The sequence below is a fragment of the Legionella quinlivanii genome, assembly GCF_900461555.1.
Lineage (GTDB): Bacteria > Pseudomonadota > Gammaproteobacteria > Legionellales > Legionellaceae > Legionella_C > Legionella_C quinlivanii.
The window spans coordinates 2,219,275-2,234,253 of record NZ_UGOX01000001.1 but is presented as its reverse complement, the minus strand read 5'-3'; the positions used below and the strand labels follow the sequence as shown (position 1 = coordinate 2,234,253).

Sequence of the window (14,979 nt, the reverse complement as noted above, 5' to 3'; positions counted from 1 at the left end):
TATGGAAAAGTATCAATATACCTTTGATTTATTACAAACGCTTCCAGAAGCCCCATTAATCAAAGTCGGGGTTGCAGGCTCTGGAAATCTGGAAGTAATTGTCAAACCCACCGGTAATAAAAAACAGACCATAATTGAGGTCAACACCGCCGTATCTGGGTTTAAACCGACCTGGGATGCGGTTATTGAGCGTTTCATCGAAGATTATCCCTATGCAGGGCTCGACATTTGCCTCAATGACGCCGGTGCCACCCCTCCTGTGGTTTCACTGCGCCTGCGACAGGCCATCGAAACCTATCAAACCGGTTATCAGACTAAAGATAATTATGCCGAGGCAACAGCTCGTTACCGTATTTTTTCTCTGGTGGATAAAAACAGCTTTGAGGAGTTTCTGCTGGAACAAAATACGCCAAGCCCTACATTGCCGCAGCTTGATATACAGGTTGAGAGTGATGACGGTCTGGTGATTGGAACAGCGTCAATCGATGGAGAGAGAGTAGCGATTGCTGCCCAGCAAAAAGATTTTCTTGGCGGCGCAGTAGGAGAGGTGCATGGTGCCAGGCTCATTGGACTGATTCGTTATGCAATCAAACAAGGTTTGTCAACCATATTATTGTTAATCGACAGTGGAGGTGTGCGTTTACAGGAAGCCAATGTCGGTGAAATTGAAATTTCAGAAATCATTCGCGCTATTCTTGACGCCCGAACCGCAGGAATAAAAACAATCGGTGTGATTTGTGGAAATAATGGGGCCTATGGCGGCATGGGCATTATCAGCGGTACACTGGATTCCTTAATTGTCAGCCAGAATGCTCGCATTGGTGTGTCCGGTGCAGAAGTTATTCAGGCAGTGAAAGGAGCTGAGGTCTTTGACAGCGGCAATCGACCCCTCGTCTGGCGAGTTTATGGAGGTCGAACGCGTTATTTGCAGAAAGCGGCCCAGGAATACAGCAGCCATAAAATGTCAGCGGTTTTAGAGGCTATCAAACGATGTATAAAATCGCCCTGTACGCAAAAGCTGGATCTGTATTCCCTGCTTACAGAGCATGAATTCTTGCAAAAACGAATTTCATCTGCAGGTCATTGTCAGGAAGAAGGCGAATGGCTAAAACAATATCATCCAGAAGTCTATGCGCAGGATGTCTTTAATTGTTCGGATGAGCAGTTTTTAGCTTTGGCTAAGGAAGATCAGCATGTCCAGCAATAAAATTTCATTGAAAGAACTATTGGAAAAATGCTTTGACAGCAGCGAAACTGAGATTAATCAGCATGTGGTTCATGGCAGCGGAGTCATTCAAGGCAGGCGATTCAATATACTGGGTACGGTGGAGGACACCGATTTTGGTGTTGATGAAGCGATGGAAATGGCAAGTCAGGTTCTCGCGATTGTCAAAAGCAACAATACCGATCCCATTGTTTTACTCACCAATGTGACAGGACAAAAATTATCCATGCGGGATGAATGGCTAGGAATGTATGCCTGTTTTGCCCATTTACTAAAGAGTTTGCATTTGGCGCGTGAAGCGGGTAATCCCTTGATTACTCTTGTTTATAATCAGGCGATTGGAGGCAGTTTTATCGCTTTTGGCATGATGGCTGATCGTATCTTTGCTTTGGAAGGAACTCAACTCGCAGTTATGTGGCTGGAAGGGATGGCCAGAGTGACTAAAATTGATATCGATATACTAAGAAAAATTAGTGAAAGCTCACCGGTTTTTGCTCCTGGGGTGGAGAATTTTCACAGTCTGGGCGGATTACACAAGGTGCTGGTTGTTGATGAGGTTGCGAGCGAGTTGCTTAATTGTTTGCTAGATCCAGAGATTAAAGAGGATAAGCGGGCAAAACTTGGCAAATTATACGGCGGTCGAAAAGAAGCTTACGATATTATAAAAAGCATTGAAAATTTATGAGGTATCTAAGACATCATTTGTGCTATCTCAATAAACGGGCAGTACCGGAGATTAACTGTTCACCGGAAAATCTAAACTTGTTTAAGCATTGGCTAGGATGCGGTTATCCACTAATTATGACCCGCCAGCCTCCTGATATTCCTGCCCAACAGATTCAACTGGCCATTCCTTATTTTCAGCCTGAGCAGGCCAGAAAAATACGCGCCAGTTTCATTCTATCCCGTTCAGCGATAAGCCGAGTCAGCGAGCTGCCTGCTCTAAGGGAGCTTTTTCCCGATTTGAATTATGAAATTAAGGTCTATGGTTCCTATTGCTGGCAGTATTTGACAAAAGAGCCCTATGTTCAAGCGGAGTCCGATCTTGATTTGTTGGTTGACTATAGGGATCAGTCCTTCTTGGATTTAAAAAGCCTGTACGCCCAGTTACAATCGCAATTTTCACAGCAAAGAATTGATGGAGAAATTCGTTTTGCAGGACTAGGCGATTGCTCCTGGAGGGAGTTATTGCAACTATCTGGGGAATCTCTCTTATTTAAATCAATCAATAAGTTGAGATTGCTAAAAAGAGACAATCTATATGCCTTATTTCCATCACTCCTTAACTAGCATTTCGCAAATTGCCCGCTATTTTGCCAAAAGGGCGGTGCGGGCCTTATATGATGAAGTGGCTTTGTATCCAAAACCGGGACTGGTAAGCTTTGTTGACAGTGGTGCGCATTCGGATATGGATGGCAGTTTATTCTTTCGCAGTTTATTTGGTTTAAGACATTATTTTGTTAATTTAGGCTGTCATGCCGCCCAAAATTTAGTTCCGCGAAATCTGGTACCGCTGGGAATCAATGCCGAAAAGACCATGCAGTCGATTACCGGAGGAATTAATACCCACCGCGGTGCAATTTTCTCAATGGGTATTTTGTGTGCGACCATTTGTAATCTGAGCCGGCGTTTTTGCCATTTTTCTTTATGGGATCTGCAATCGGCTATCATCGAACAATGGGCTGACTATTTGCAGAAAGAGCATGTTAACGTGCACACTCACGGCGCTGTGGTCAGACAAAAATATGCCGTTGATGATGCTAGACAAATAGCTATCGATGGATATTCACTGGTATTTGATGCTTATGAAGAGTTATCTCCAATACAGGGAGATAGTCTGTTTTTTGGTTTGCTGGCCTATCAGTACTTTTTGTTGAACCTGGATGATATCAATGTGTTGTACCGTACTGGCCCTGAGGGATTAGCTTTTGCTCGTGGCCATATCCAACAGAGTATTTCAGCGAATAATCGTGAGCAGTCTATCCGAGCAGCTGATGAGTTGCATCGCTTGTTTTCAAGAGCCAATATTAGCCCGGGGGGAGTAGCCGATATGCTGGGTTTACTCTTTTTTCTGCGCCAAATTTTTGGAAAGCAATCGTGAGAATTCTATTCATTTTTGCAGGACAAGGGTATCAGAATACTACACTGTTTGATTTTTTTCAGCAGGATGATGAAGCCAACGGCTTACTGAGAACCTTTTCTTCCCTGGCACAACTGGATTTATTATCACAGCCTCTCCCCATTGATAACCCGCGTCGGGTGCAGATTATCATTGGCTGTTATCAACTGATTTTATTTGCAAGAATAAAGCCCTTGCTGACTAATTATCAGGTCGAATTGGCTGGCTACAGTCTGGGAGAGGCCAGCGCATTTCTGGCAAGCATTAATGCAAGCCCAGAGCGAATAATAGAACTGCTTGATCATCGAAGCCAGTTAATGAATACTTTAGTTTCTGAAACAGAGGGCTATGATTTAATCACTATTAAAGGGGAGTTTGACAGGGAGACCATTCAAAAACTGATAGCCGAATACGGTTGCTCTATAGCGATTATCAATTCGCCTCAGCATCTGGTAGTTGGTGGAAAATGTACTGATTTAAAACGTCTGGTTTCAAGGCTATCAACAGAAGGTTTGCGGCTTATAAAATTTTTAAATATTCAGCTGCCTTCACATACTCCTTTCTACAAGCAAGCCACTGTCGAGTTTCAGCAATTTTTAAATGGTAATTTTCCGAATGATGTTATGCAATATCCAATTATCAGCCCTTTGAAGCTAAGAAAAATATATAAGGCTGAAGAGGAAAGGGATTTGCTGGGACTGGAACTACAGGAATGTCTGGACTGGTTCAATGTGTGTAATTTAATCAAAGAATATCAGTATGACTGGATTGTGGATCTGGGGCCTGGCGATTCTTTGAGTAAAATTCTCACTGCTTCAGGTAAGACATTGACTGCTGAACTCCTTACGGCCTCTCGCTATCATCGTATTAGCGGGTTTTTGCAGGCATTTCTAAAAATCTTGGAAAGCTGATCTTAAACCCCTCTCTCTAACTCTCTCCCTGAAGGGAGAGAGGACTATAAAGAAGCTGTCATCTCGAACGCAGTCTGATGAAGACTATCGTGAAACCCCTCCAACTTGGGAGAGAAGACTTTTCTTAATTGATTATTATTCTAACGATTATATATATTCCTGCTCCAAAAGATAATATAATGCGCTTTGTTGTTCAAAATTGGTCATTCAGCGTTTTATCATGAAAAATAAAACTCAAAATTCAATTAAAGGCAGTCAGACATTCTTTATGTCTGGAAGCAAAGTGCTCCTTTTCTCTCATTACTTTGAAAAGAAAATAATAAATGGGCAAGCGTATTATGTGTCAGTTGCCAACCCCAGCCCAGAGTTACAATCTTCATTCAACCGACGTGTCCAGTTAGAAACTCGTCTTCCCAGTTCATTGGTCTATTTTGAATATTATAACAAAATTACAGCGGCCAATTTGAAATTTGCAAAAGAGGCAATGCTATTTATTCGTGCAGAAAGTGCGCATATCTTGCTGGGTATACTGAATAAATTACCTCCTGGGAGCAATCTAAACGATAAAATGCACTTGATTGTCAAAACCTGCAGCCAGTTACATGGCCTTGGCAATTATTTTCAACTGGATTTACTGTTTTCAAAAATTGATGAAGTTGTGCAGAAATATGAAACAATACATGATGTGGATATAATATTGGGAATGGCGATAGCCGAACTGAATCCCCAGTTTTTCTTTCAGTTTCATCAGCAGAATGCTGGGATGTTACACCCTTGGCAGAAAATAGCCGATAGTTGTATTTTACACTTAAACACAAAGCCCTTTTCAGCGCCATCTTTTTTCCAACCGCTAATGCCAACCGATTCGCGTCAAATGTCTGACATTGCCCCTGATCAACAAATACAACAAATTGGTGAAGAGCGTGTTTGTCCTGAACTGATTTCCAGTACGCAATGCGATGATGAGGAGCTGGAGCAATTGTTAAAAAAAAATAGCCCTCTTACAATAAATGATCTTCTCGATTTAAATGAATCCAATCTCCCCGGCACTAATGAATTCACTTGTTTTGCCTAATCGAAATTAGCTCTGGATTGATTCATAAATATCTTTTATAGTCATTGACGACTATTAGTTTTATCGCAGTTGAAGTCAGTATTTTTTAAACAAGGAATGTTCATGAAAATAAATGCTTCTAATCGAGATGTAACTGATCAAAAACCACGCTCAGGTAAGTTAAGTAAACTCAGCATGAGTATACTGGCCGCTACCTGTGCTGGATTATTGAATACCAACACTGCTAATGCCTATTGTATTCCAGCGTTCCCGCAAAATGGCGATGTAGTAACCTGTCTTCCTCCAACAGATCCATTGGCGCCCTCCTATTTTTCCGCTGCAAATAACCTGACTGTGAATGTCGAAAGCGGTGCTTATTTGAGTGTTCTTCTCGGCTTAGGCGGAACAGCTTTGGCTCTGCCAGGAAATAATATTACTTTAAATAACAACGGTACTATCGATCCATCACTCCTGGGTTTGCTCAATATTCTTTCAACAGGTACTTTCATTGGTAATGCGAATCCCAGCAATGTCAACGTAACTAACAATGGTTACATGAGTGGTACCAGCGGGGTTCTCGGGGTTACTCTTGCCGATTTAACCGGTATGGCCTTAGCCGTGCAAAATGGAGTGGGTGGTGTAACCAACATAGTTAATAATGGCTTGATTAATGGCGTTCCGTTAATTGGTGCGGTGCTATTTCCTGATGATATTCCTGTATTAGCTGCTTTTGGTGGTGCGAAAGTCAATGGTATCAATACAGGAACGATTATTGGCCGTATGGCATTTCAATCCAATGGCACAGCGGGCCAGGGAAATACTTTTATCAATAGCGGCGACATTGTTGGCGGACTTTCAATGGGAGGTAACAGCGTCAATACCTTTACCGCTGTGACTGGTTCGACCGTCACCGGCACTGGTTTGGGCGTTTACCTGCCTGTTCTTGGGTTAGGTGTATTATTTGCGCCAACAGGCGTCATTGACGGCGGTTTTGGCGGTAATAACACCCTGATTCTGCAAAACTCCGTTACAGGCACTGGATCAGGAACCGCTGGAGTAGGCTCTGCACCTTCAGGTACTTATATCAATTTCCAACATTTAGTCCTTAACAGCGGTACATGGAATGTCTCCGGTCCTGGCAGCTATTTCGATGCGGTGTTAAACGGTGGTAATGCGATTATTGATACTAATACCTCCCTGGGGTTTGGCTTGATTACCGGCAATGGCGGTATCATTCAGCCTGCTGTAACCGGTCTTGATTTAGGAAATCCAATCCTTTTAGCTGCGGGCGGATTAACCGCGCTGGTCACTGAACCCCTCTTGACTTTATCAGGCGGTATCAGCGGGGCAGGTGCTTTGACTAAAGCGGGGGCAGGGGTTTTATTATTAACCGGTGCGTCAACGAATACTGGTGGAACTAATATTGCTGAGGGTACTCTGGCGGTCGGTGCGGGAGGAAGTCTTTCTCCAAATGGTCCTCTCAATTTAACCCAGCCGGGTGCAACTCTGGATATATCCGCCGCTCTTGGCGCGCAACTAATTGGCAATCTTAACGGCGTAGACGGCAGCCAGATTCTTCTCGGTGCCAATGACTTAATTATCGCAGGCATCGGTACTGGTATTTTCGGCGGTTCAATTGATGGAACCGGTGATTTAATAAAAAATGGCCCGGGCAGTCTGATATTGAACGGGATTAATCCTTTCACAGGAACTACAACCGTTAATGAGGGACTTTTGCAGCTTAATGGCAGTGTTGGAGGCGATGTTCTCGTCAATCTCGGCGGTCGTTTGGAAGGTGTTGGCACGGTAGGCGGCGATGCAATAGTGAATGGCACTATCGCACCTGGTTTGGGATTGGGTATTGGAACACTCAACGTATTAGGTGATTTAATTCAGAATCCCGGGTCTATTTTTGAAGTCCAGGTCAACCCGTTTGGGCAATCCGATTTAATTCAGGTGGCGGGAAGTGCCATTTTGAATGGTGGCTTAGTGAACGTCATCAGTGTCGGTGGCTTACCCTTTGTAATGGGTACCTATGGTATTTTGACTGCAACCGGTGGTGTTTCCGGAACATTTGCAGGCATCTTGCCAGTGATGCCATTCTTAAGCTTCAATCTGCTTTATGGTCCCAATAACGTCAATCTGCAGATTGGCCGTACTGCCTTACCGATTTCAGGTGTTGCAACCTCACCTAATCAATCGGCTGTGGGTAATGCGCTCGAGACCTTACCTAATGGCAGCCTGTTGAAAACGCTTATTTTGAATCTTCCAACGATCCAAAGTGCGCAGGAAGCCTTAAACAGCCTTTCAGGCGAGGCCCTGGCTTCAGTGACTTCAAGCCTTATCACTGCCGGACAGTTTGTTGAAAATACCATGTTAAATCGATTGACTTCACCCATGGACTATCAGAAAGATTTGAACCGTCCTTATGGTGCAATCAATTTCTGGGCCGAAGGAGTTGGTAACTGGGGACATCGAGATGGTACCAATAACTATGCTCGAGTTCGAGTCAACAGCGGCGGTATTTTTATCGGTGCCGATGCCAATACTGATGTGACTCGCGTGGGTGTTTTCGGGGGCTACAGCGAGCTGAGAAACAAGGTCAGTCAGCGAAACTCCGTTGTGGATGTCGACACTTACTACCTGGGTCTTTACGGCAGTGCGCGTATGGATCGCTGGGTTGTTCGCGCGGGTGGCGCCTATGGATGGAATGAGTTTGATTCCGCCAGACATGTGGTCTTTCCTCGTGTCGATGAGTATCTGCGCGCCGATTATAATGGCAACACAGCGCAGGCATTTCTGGAAGCAGCTTACGCACTTGATAACTCATGGCAGATAGAACCGTTCGCCAGATTAAGCGACATTAATGTTTCTACCGACACAATTCATGAAAGAGGTGGAATCACTGCGCTGAATGGCTGGGCTCATCATCAGAATATTGCCTTTACTACCCTGGGTGCCAGAGCGACTCCGTTATTGGTACAAAGGGATACTTATAATATTTCTGGTCATGGAATGCTGGGCTGGAATCATGCCTATGATAATCTGAATCCCTATGCGACTTTCAGTTTCCCTGAAGGGGGCGCATTCACGGTTTCAGGTAACCCAATTGCGAGAAATGCACTGGCGATTAATGCTGGAATCGATGTACTGGTTCCTGCCAAATCCGTTACCCTGACGCTTAACTATATTGGTCAACTGGCTGATAGAGTACAGCAAAACGGTGTCATGGGCGTTGCCTCCTGGCGCTTTAATTAATTTCCCTTAATTAAAAGGAGGCGAATGCCTCCTTTTTTTTTTCACTATGAGGACATCGAATGCAAAAGATAATTCCCTGCTTATGGTTTGATAAAAATGCCGAAGAAGCGGTTAATTTTTATTTATCCATATTTCCTGAATCCGAAATTTGCCAGATAAGCCATTACGGCAATGTAGGGCAGGATCAGCATGGTATGCCTGCCGGCACTGTCATGACTATCGAATTTAAACTAAACGGTCAACGGTTTACTGCTCTTAATGGCGGCCCGGTATTTCAATTCAATGCAGCCGTTTCATTGCAAGTCTATTGCAAAACCCAGGAAGAAATCGATTATTATTGGGATCAACTGGGGCAGGATGGTGATGAATCCGCGCAAGTCTGTGGTTGGCTTAAGGATAAATATGGACTATCCTGGCAAATCGTTCCTGAAATATTAAATGAATGGATTCAGGATAGCGATAGATCGAAATCTGATCGGGTGATGGCAGCGCTTCTAAAGATGAAAAAGCTGGATTTGAGTGCTTTGGAAAAAGCCTGGAAAGAATAACTCAGCTATCCCTCTTGAAAATATGTACTATTATTACTCATAATGGAATTCTAAGTTCATAGGGAGTAATAATGAGAGACCTAAAAGGAGAAGCTTCTACGCTTGCTCGTGAGATCATAAACAAACCAAAATCAAGCTTGGACATAATTTTGCTGGTCAGAAAACATCGAATTCCAATCAGGGCCTTTCTTGATTCCTATTTCCTGCAGAAAAGTGAAGTAACAGGGCAATCTATCGAAAAGATCGCTGATGAATTTCTGGATGACTGGAAAAAAGGAATTGCAACAAAATATGGAGAGGGGCTCGCCAAACGAGATGATCACATGTTGAAGATAATAGTGGATCAGACGGTTGCCAAGAACTCTTCTGGACACTCGCTCAAACCACCGGCCGGTTAAAATATTAAAACAAAACCTGTTATACTCCTGCTGATTACCCAATTGAGCCTTAATGAATAATAACAATAATTTCAGGTGCTGGCTGTGTGATAGCAGGACGCTTGTATTAAAAAGACGGGGAATTTCTCCGGAATCACTCAAGAGCAGTCATTTTACGGTGACGGATTCTGACTATGGTACCAGTTTAAGCATTTACCAGTGTCAAAGCTGTGGTTTCCTGTTTTGCCCCGAAGCACAGGCCATTGATTCCTATTATGCTGCAATGACTGATGTAACTTACGAAGAGACTCAGGAGCCTCGAAGTTATCAGGCGCAAAAATTACTTGAAGAAATAAGGCATTTTAAATTCGAAGGAAAATTACTTGATATTGGGGCAGGCATTGGCATCCTGGTAAAAGAAGGATTAAATCAGGGATATGATGCCAGTGGTATTGAAGTGTGCGAGTGGTTTGTGGAAAGGGCTAAATCAAAGGGAGTGCCTGTTTATTCGGGTAGTTTCCCAGGCGCTGCTGTCAACAGACATTACGACATAATTACCTTAATCGATGTACTCGAGCATGTTGAAAATCCAGTTCAGTTGATGACTGATATCAGTCAATATCTGACTAGTGACGGGATCGCGGTCATTGTAACGCCTGATGTTTCCTCTTTGGCGGCCAGATTATTTAATAAAAAATGGTGGCATTATCGGATAGCCCATCTGAGCTATTTTAATCGAAAAACCTTGCGTTTAGCAGCTGACAAGAGCAATCTGGAAATCATAAAATGGAAAAGACCTTCCTGGTATTTTTCAATGGACTATCTTTTAAAGCGTTTAAATAATTATTTACCTTTTATAGAGCGTCTGAGTCGCCTGGAATGTTTCAAACGCTGGGTGATTCCTTTAAATCTTCGTGATTCCTGGATGATTATTGCGAGAAAAAAGTAATATGAATGCTTATTTATCTATTGCCCGTATTGATAACTGGCCCAAAAATTTGCTGATGTTCGCAGGCGCCGCACTGGCAGCCATTTTTAGTCAATTTTCTGCTCCTGTGCATTGGCTGCAGTGTATCAGTGTGTTTCTCGCACTCTGCCTTGCTTCATCAGCGAATTATGTATTGAACGAATACCTTGATCGAAATACAGATAAGTTTCACCCTGTAAAAAAGGATCGTGCATTAGCAAAAATTCAGACTAAAAAAACTCTGATTATTTTTGAGTATTGCGCACTATTCCTTCTGGCTTTGGGCTTAAGCATGCTTGCTCATGCGAATATTCTGATTGTTCTCGGCGTTTATCTGATACTGGCCTGGCTGTATAACATACCGCCTGTTCGCTTGAAAGATGTTGCTTATATTGATGTGTTGCTGGAGTCAGTCAATTACCCGCTGCGAGTAATTATTGGCTGGCTATGCATCCTGCCGCATTATTTACCACCTTCCTCGCTGATTCTCACAACCTGGGCGATGGGAGCCTTTACCATGAGTATGAAACGGGTAGCGGAATATCGTATTTTTCCGAACCGAGATACCGCTATTTCCTATCGTAAATCCTATGCTTTTTATACAACTAATACACTGATACTATCGGCTTTTATTTATGCCTTGTTAACCATATTCGGCATCACGATTTTAATGTTAAAGTACAAAGCGGAACTTATCATCCTTATGCCGTTTCTTATTGGTTGGATGGGCTGGTATTTCCTGATGGGATTAGAGCATAATTTTGATATTATTTACCCGGAAAAATTAATATTCAATAAGATTTTTATTGCTTTGTTAATTCTGTTAATTTTATTGTGTCTCTTGTTGCTCAATATCAATATTCCATCATTTCTTATTCTGATGAAACCGATGCATTATGCGCGCTGAACAGCCTTACTTCTACGTCCCTCGGACGTGGGGGTAGGGCAACGCCTTAAGCACGTGTCCTTAGGCGCTTCTTCCGACCTGCATCGGTTACATACGCAGGCCGCAGACAATTATTATTGAATGCGCTTAAGCTTGCCCTTTTCTAATACATACACACTACGTTCTGGATAATACTGGAGTATCTTATAGTTTTCGCTTCCCCGATCCTGGGCCACAATCACCGGATTTGAATCAAACCAGGGTTGCATAAAAATAGTAGCCAGGCGATCATTTTCTTCACTAAGTAAAACGACCGCAGGCTTGACAGTTTCTGTATCAATTATCCGCAGAAGTTGTTTGTTGCTTTGCCGGTAGTTATTTGAATACAGTTGATAGCGGGCCGGAATAATTGTAGACAAGGCAATCAAGGTCATAATAAATAGTAACAGCGCAATAATTCCTCGCCATTCATTCAGAGATAATTTCACCCGCAAGCGCTTTCGGAAAAAGGCCGGTATTCGACTTAAAAAAATTGCATTAAGGATAATCACAATACTGGCAGTTTCATATAAATAACGCGGGCCGAAAATGTCATAGGTATATTCGGAAAGAATTAAACTAAAATAAATACTGAAAAAACTCATCGCCAGCAATCGGCACCAGGGTTTCTCAAGACCTAAAAAAAAGAGAAGAAATGCTAATAATAGCGACGAAATCGGCCAGCCAAATAACTGTCTATGAAGTAACTGCATATAATCAATCACACGAATGATTTGATTTTTCCAATTATTAAGGTTGTCATTTGTCAATAATTCTTCCCCAGGTACTACCTGATTTCCAAAATATTTCTGATAACCTGTTAGAAAAGCGGAACCTGTTGTTTGCTGATTGTAATAAAGAAAAAAGAATATGAAAGCAAGAATAATCAAGCTCATCAATGCAAATGATTTGAAATATTTTCTGAATTGAAACAGAAGAATCCAGAGGCTGTAAACAACAAAAGGCAGGCTGAAAAAAAGGGCCGACTGCGGGCGGGTGATGAGATAATAACCCAAAGAAAGTCCCGCAAAAATTGCATTTCTTATCTCCTTTGTTTTGATTGTCCGGATATAAAACAAGGCAAATAATGTGGCGGCCAAAAGTGCTGTTGATCGATTATCAAATTCAGATGAAAGAAAAACGATAAACGGCGAAACCATAAATAAAAATAGACAGATTCGCGCGGCAAAGCTTCCTCCAATTTCTTTGGCCAGATAGTAACTGGCAATCAGCGTTACGGCGGCTATAAGGGGGTTAATGATCGCCGGCTGATAAAAATAATGGCCTAAGGCTAGCAGAAACATATGTCCGGGAGGGTAGAAGGTATAAAACCTCCCATCACTGATAAACCAGGGGGTATCAAAAAATTCGCGCAGAGGGTGACTGGCCAGGCTCCAGTGTCCGCTTAAAAATATTTTTGCGCCGGCATATTGCGCCATAGAATCCATCTCTACCGGAAGATGATTAAATAATGCTCCCGACAAAAAATAGCAGATGGAAAATAACACGACCGCGCTGATCCCCAGCAATTGATATTCAGGAATGTCTGCTGATTTACCAAGAAAGCTGCCAATCTTTGCAAAAATCTTTTTCGGAAAATCAAACAGACAGAGTGCATAAACGATTAGACCGCCAAGCAAAAAGATAAAAAGATGTACCAGAATGGCCAGCTTTATATTATCTATTTTACCCAAGGTAGTGAGAAAAAGACCTGAGGCAATTAAAGAAGATAATAGAGCGCGTTGAGTTCTGTTCACAGGCAGAGATTTAATTAACCGGAAATTATTATTTGACTAGGAGCCTTGTGTTTAGTCAACTGGTCCGGGGTAAAAAACTTTATAAGGACGGCTGTGTGTATTCACTACTGCAAAAGAAGTCAGTTTATGCGGTTTTACTTCCTTTTTATTGAAAATATCCAGAACTTCAGTATGTCTGACAACCTCGATATCTCCGATGAGCGAGCGGTGGCAGCGCCAGGGAAGCGCTTCGGCGCACATAATTACTGTTCCATAATCCGGATGGATAAATGTATGGAGTTCTTTTAATCCTTCAAAAAAGGATGCTGTTTGCATGTAATCCGCAAAGCCTCGAAAACTGGCATTATGCCATCCGGTATTAATGGATGAAGCGGATGTTTTACGCAAACCGCCCAGTTTATCGAGATGACTGTAAGCAATATTTTCTTTTTCCAATGCATTTGCAAAGCTGTCTTTATTGAACCAGGGTACATGCCTTGAGCGTGGAACCGTGCGGATATCCGCCACATGCTTAATGCCATAGTGGTGAAGAATGTCGATGAACTCCTCAAGAGGGTGAGTGGAATGGCCAATAGTATAAAGTTTTTTCATAATAATAAGTTTAGGGAATAACTGGGTCCAGATCCAATTCTGATTTTTGTACTATATTTGATTAGGTGCAGTAAATAAAAAGGAAAAAAATGGAGGGAACTATGAAGAACGTTATTTTCGCACTGGCCGGCGCTGCGTCTATCATGCTGACAGGCTGCGGCACTCAGAATGCGCTGAATGAAACAGGAAGCGCAGTCATGGGAACAGGCGCCAGAGTGGTATCCACCACTGGAACTGTAGTTCAAAAATCAGGCGCCGTGGTGGTCAAAAGCACTAAAGTGGTGGTCGGTGGAGTTGCTTCTGCAACGGATCGTGTGATTTTCCAGAAAAAAGGTGTGGTCTACAGAGACGGTCATGCCTATCACATTAAAAATGGTCGTTATGTAGCAGCCGATTAATTTGCTCTCGGGGCCTTGTTAAGAGGCCCTCAATTTTTGATTGCATTACCAAGTCGAGAAGAGTAATAATCATTGCCTTGATAAGTCAGTTTTTCAGGGTAGAAAATGAAACATTATATATTAACAGGATTTATAGCTGCAGCTTTTTCTTTTTCAAATATGGCGCATGCCAATTTCAGCTTGTATTCCACAAATAGCGATGCTTGCCAGCAGGTTGCCGGACAATGGGCGGGCTCAGGTAAAGCGACAAACTGGTTTATTGGTGAATGCAAATATCATGGTTCGGGTACCATCACAAGCGCTGACGGCGGCCAGCATTTCAGCATAGAGGTGGTGGCGGATAAGGATTCCGGCAGCTTTTTCTGTCCAAAACATACAGTGAATCAATTTACCGGAACCTGTGTCAATGGCATAGCGACCTTTAATACGGAATATGGCAGTATTGATGGTAGCTTTTCTGAAAATAGCGGTGATGCACAGGGTACTTTAACGGTGGGGCCTGGGATGACTGCCGAGGTTAGTCTTCAGTTTCACCGGGTGTCTTGATTAGAGGCTTCGAGAACGAAAGCTAGCTTTCTCCTTTGCTATGCACTGCGACTTGACCTCCTCCTACGTACTTAACTTTCCCTCTACGTACCGCGACTTGTTCGCGGTATCCAGGCAATGCGTCTGATTGGCAAAAGCATTTTAAAACTCACTAGCAATTTTATGGATACCCCGCATAAAGCGGGGTACGTAGGCTATTATTGAGGGTACGTAGGCTTTTATAGCATGGTTAAATTTTGTGACATCTCTCAGGGTCAAGCCGCAGTACGTAGTGGGCTGAGTGGAATAGCCAGTGAGCACGAG

At 42.9% G+C, this 14,979-nt stretch carries 15 protein-coding genes; 13 read left to right on the top strand and 2 right to left on the bottom strand.

Features of this window, described 5'->3' with window-relative positions:
- The first annotated feature begins 1 nt into the window (after position 1).
- The 11 genes from mdcD (at position 2) to DYH61_RS09480 (ending at position 11,366) form a co-directional block, all read left to right on the top strand.
- Positions 2–1,207, top strand: coding sequence for a biotin-independent malonate decarboxylase subunit beta (gene mdcD / locus DYH61_RS09530; RefSeq protein WP_058508795.1), 1,206 nt, complete (start codon positions 2–4; stop codon positions 1,205–1,207).
- Complete coding sequence (locus DYH61_RS09525) at positions 1,194–1,910, top strand: biotin-independent malonate decarboxylase subunit gamma (RefSeq protein WP_058508796.1); 717 nt, start codon at positions 1,194–1,196, stop codon at positions 1,908–1,910. The genes mdcD and DYH61_RS09525 overlap by 14 nt, the downstream gene beginning before the upstream one ends.
- A complete protein-coding gene (locus DYH61_RS09520) occupies positions 1,907–2,515 on the top strand; it encodes a malonate decarboxylase holo-[acyl-carrier-protein] synthase (RefSeq protein ID WP_058508797.1) in 609 nt (202 codons plus the stop codon). Before DYH61_RS09525 ends, DYH61_RS09520 begins: the two co-directional genes overlap by 4 nt.
- Positions 2,487–3,326, top strand: coding sequence for a triphosphoribosyl-dephospho-CoA synthase MdcB (locus DYH61_RS09515; RefSeq protein WP_058508798.1), 840 nt, complete (start codon positions 2,487–2,489; stop codon positions 3,324–3,326). Before DYH61_RS09520 ends, DYH61_RS09515 begins: the two co-directional genes overlap by 29 nt.
- A complete protein-coding gene (locus tag DYH61_RS09510; RefSeq protein WP_058508799.1) occupies positions 3,323–4,255 on the top strand; it encodes an ACP S-malonyltransferase in 933 nt (310 codons plus the stop codon). The genes DYH61_RS09515 and DYH61_RS09510 overlap by 4 nt, the downstream gene beginning before the upstream one ends.
- Before the next feature lie 220 nt (positions 4,256–4,475).
- On the top strand, positions 4,476–5,330 hold the full coding sequence (locus DYH61_RS09505; protein WP_058508800.1) for a hypothetical protein: 855 nt from the start codon (positions 4,476–4,478) through the stop codon (positions 5,328–5,330).
- Between the two features lie 102 nt (positions 5,331–5,432).
- Positions 5,433–8,567 (top strand): autotransporter outer membrane beta-barrel domain-containing protein, encoded by a 3,135-nt coding sequence (locus DYH61_RS09500; protein ID WP_160037277.1) that lies wholly within the window; start codon positions 5,433–5,435, stop codon positions 8,565–8,567.
- Between the two features lie 59 nt (positions 8,568–8,626).
- Positions 8,627–9,115, top strand: a complete 489-nt coding sequence (locus tag DYH61_RS09495; RefSeq protein WP_058508802.1) for a VOC family protein — start codon at positions 8,627–8,629, stop codon at positions 9,113–9,115.
- Between the two features lie 71 nt (positions 9,116–9,186).
- Positions 9,187–9,513, top strand: a complete 327-nt coding sequence (locus tag DYH61_RS09490; protein WP_058508803.1) for a hypothetical protein — start codon at positions 9,187–9,189, stop codon at positions 9,511–9,513.
- 52 nt (positions 9,514–9,565) lie between these two features.
- Positions 9,566–10,441 carry a class I SAM-dependent methyltransferase gene (locus tag DYH61_RS09485; RefSeq protein WP_058508804.1) on the top strand — a complete coding sequence of 292 codons (876 nt, stop codon included), beginning with the start codon at positions 9,566–9,568 and terminating at the stop codon, positions 10,439–10,441.
- Entirely contained in the window at positions 10,425–11,366 is a 942-nt protein-coding gene (locus DYH61_RS09480; protein ID WP_133129082.1) for a UbiA family prenyltransferase, read from the top strand. Before DYH61_RS09485 ends, DYH61_RS09480 begins: the two co-directional genes overlap by 17 nt.
- Before the next feature lie 113 nt (positions 11,367–11,479).
- Here DYH61_RS09480 and DYH61_RS09475 read toward each other — a convergent pair whose 3' ends face one another.
- Both DYH61_RS09475 and DYH61_RS09470 read right to left on the bottom strand, forming a co-directional pair.
- Positions 11,480–13,141, bottom strand: coding sequence for a glycosyltransferase family protein (locus DYH61_RS09475; RefSeq protein WP_058508806.1), 1,662 nt, complete (start codon positions 13,139–13,141; stop codon positions 11,480–11,482).
- A gap of 51 nt (positions 13,142–13,192) precedes the next feature.
- Positions 13,193–13,732 (bottom strand): DUF488 domain-containing protein, encoded by a 540-nt coding sequence (locus DYH61_RS09470; protein ID WP_058508807.1) that lies wholly within the window; start codon positions 13,730–13,732, stop codon positions 13,193–13,195.
- A gap of 101 nt (positions 13,733–13,833) precedes the next feature.
- Here DYH61_RS09470 and DYH61_RS09465 point away from each other — a divergent pair, with 101 nt between their 5' ends.
- Together DYH61_RS09465 and DYH61_RS09460 are read left to right on the top strand one after the other, a co-directional pair.
- Positions 13,834–14,130: a hypothetical protein gene (locus DYH61_RS09465; RefSeq protein ID WP_133129083.1), complete on the top strand. Its 297-nt coding sequence runs from the start codon at positions 13,834–13,836 to the stop codon at positions 14,128–14,130.
- 105 nt (positions 14,131–14,235) lie between these two features.
- The gene (locus DYH61_RS09460; protein WP_058508809.1) at positions 14,236–14,676 is read left to right on the top strand and encodes a hypothetical protein; all 441 of its coding nucleotides are present in this window, start codon (positions 14,236–14,238) and stop codon (positions 14,674–14,676) included.
- The last annotated feature ends 303 nt before the right edge of the window (positions 14,677–14,979 follow it).

What these genes read in the sequence shown, in the direction of transcription:
- mdcD (WP_058508795.1), top strand. Translation starts at nt 2, where the DNA reads ATGGAAAAGTATCAATATACCTTTGATTTATTACAAACGCTTCCAGAA.
- DYH61_RS09525 (WP_058508796.1), top strand. Translation starts at nt 1,194, where the DNA reads ATGTCCAGCAATAAAATTTCATTGAAAGAACTATTGGAAAAATGCTTT.
- DYH61_RS09520 (WP_058508797.1), top strand. Translation starts at nt 1,907, where the DNA reads ATGAGGTATCTAAGACATCATTTGTGCTATCTCAATAAACGGGCAGTA.
- DYH61_RS09515 (WP_058508798.1), top strand. Translation starts at nt 2,487, where the DNA reads ATGCCTTATTTCCATCACTCCTTAACTAGCATTTCGCAAATTGCCCGC.
- DYH61_RS09505 (WP_058508800.1), top strand. Translation starts at nt 4,476, where the DNA reads ATGAAAAATAAAACTCAAAATTCAATTAAAGGCAGTCAGACATTCTTT.
- DYH61_RS09500 (WP_160037277.1), top strand. Translation starts at nt 5,433, where the DNA reads ATGAAAATAAATGCTTCTAATCGAGATGTAACTGATCAAAAACCACGC.
- DYH61_RS09495 (WP_058508802.1), top strand. Translation starts at nt 8,627, where the DNA reads ATGCAAAAGATAATTCCCTGCTTATGGTTTGATAAAAATGCCGAAGAA.
- DYH61_RS09490 (WP_058508803.1), top strand. Translation starts at nt 9,187, where the DNA reads ATGAGAGACCTAAAAGGAGAAGCTTCTACGCTTGCTCGTGAGATCATA.
- DYH61_RS09485 (WP_058508804.1), top strand. Translation starts at nt 9,566, where the DNA reads ATGAATAATAACAATAATTTCAGGTGCTGGCTGTGTGATAGCAGGACG.
- DYH61_RS09470 (WP_058508807.1), bottom strand. Translation starts at nt 13,732, where the DNA reads ATGAAAAAACTTTATACTATTGGCCATTCCACTCACCCTCTTGAGGAG.
- DYH61_RS09465 (WP_133129083.1), top strand. Translation starts at nt 13,834, where the DNA reads ATGAAGAACGTTATTTTCGCACTGGCCGGCGCTGCGTCTATCATGCTG.
- DYH61_RS09460 (WP_058508809.1), top strand. Translation starts at nt 14,236, where the DNA reads ATGAAACATTATATATTAACAGGATTTATAGCTGCAGCTTTTTCTTTT.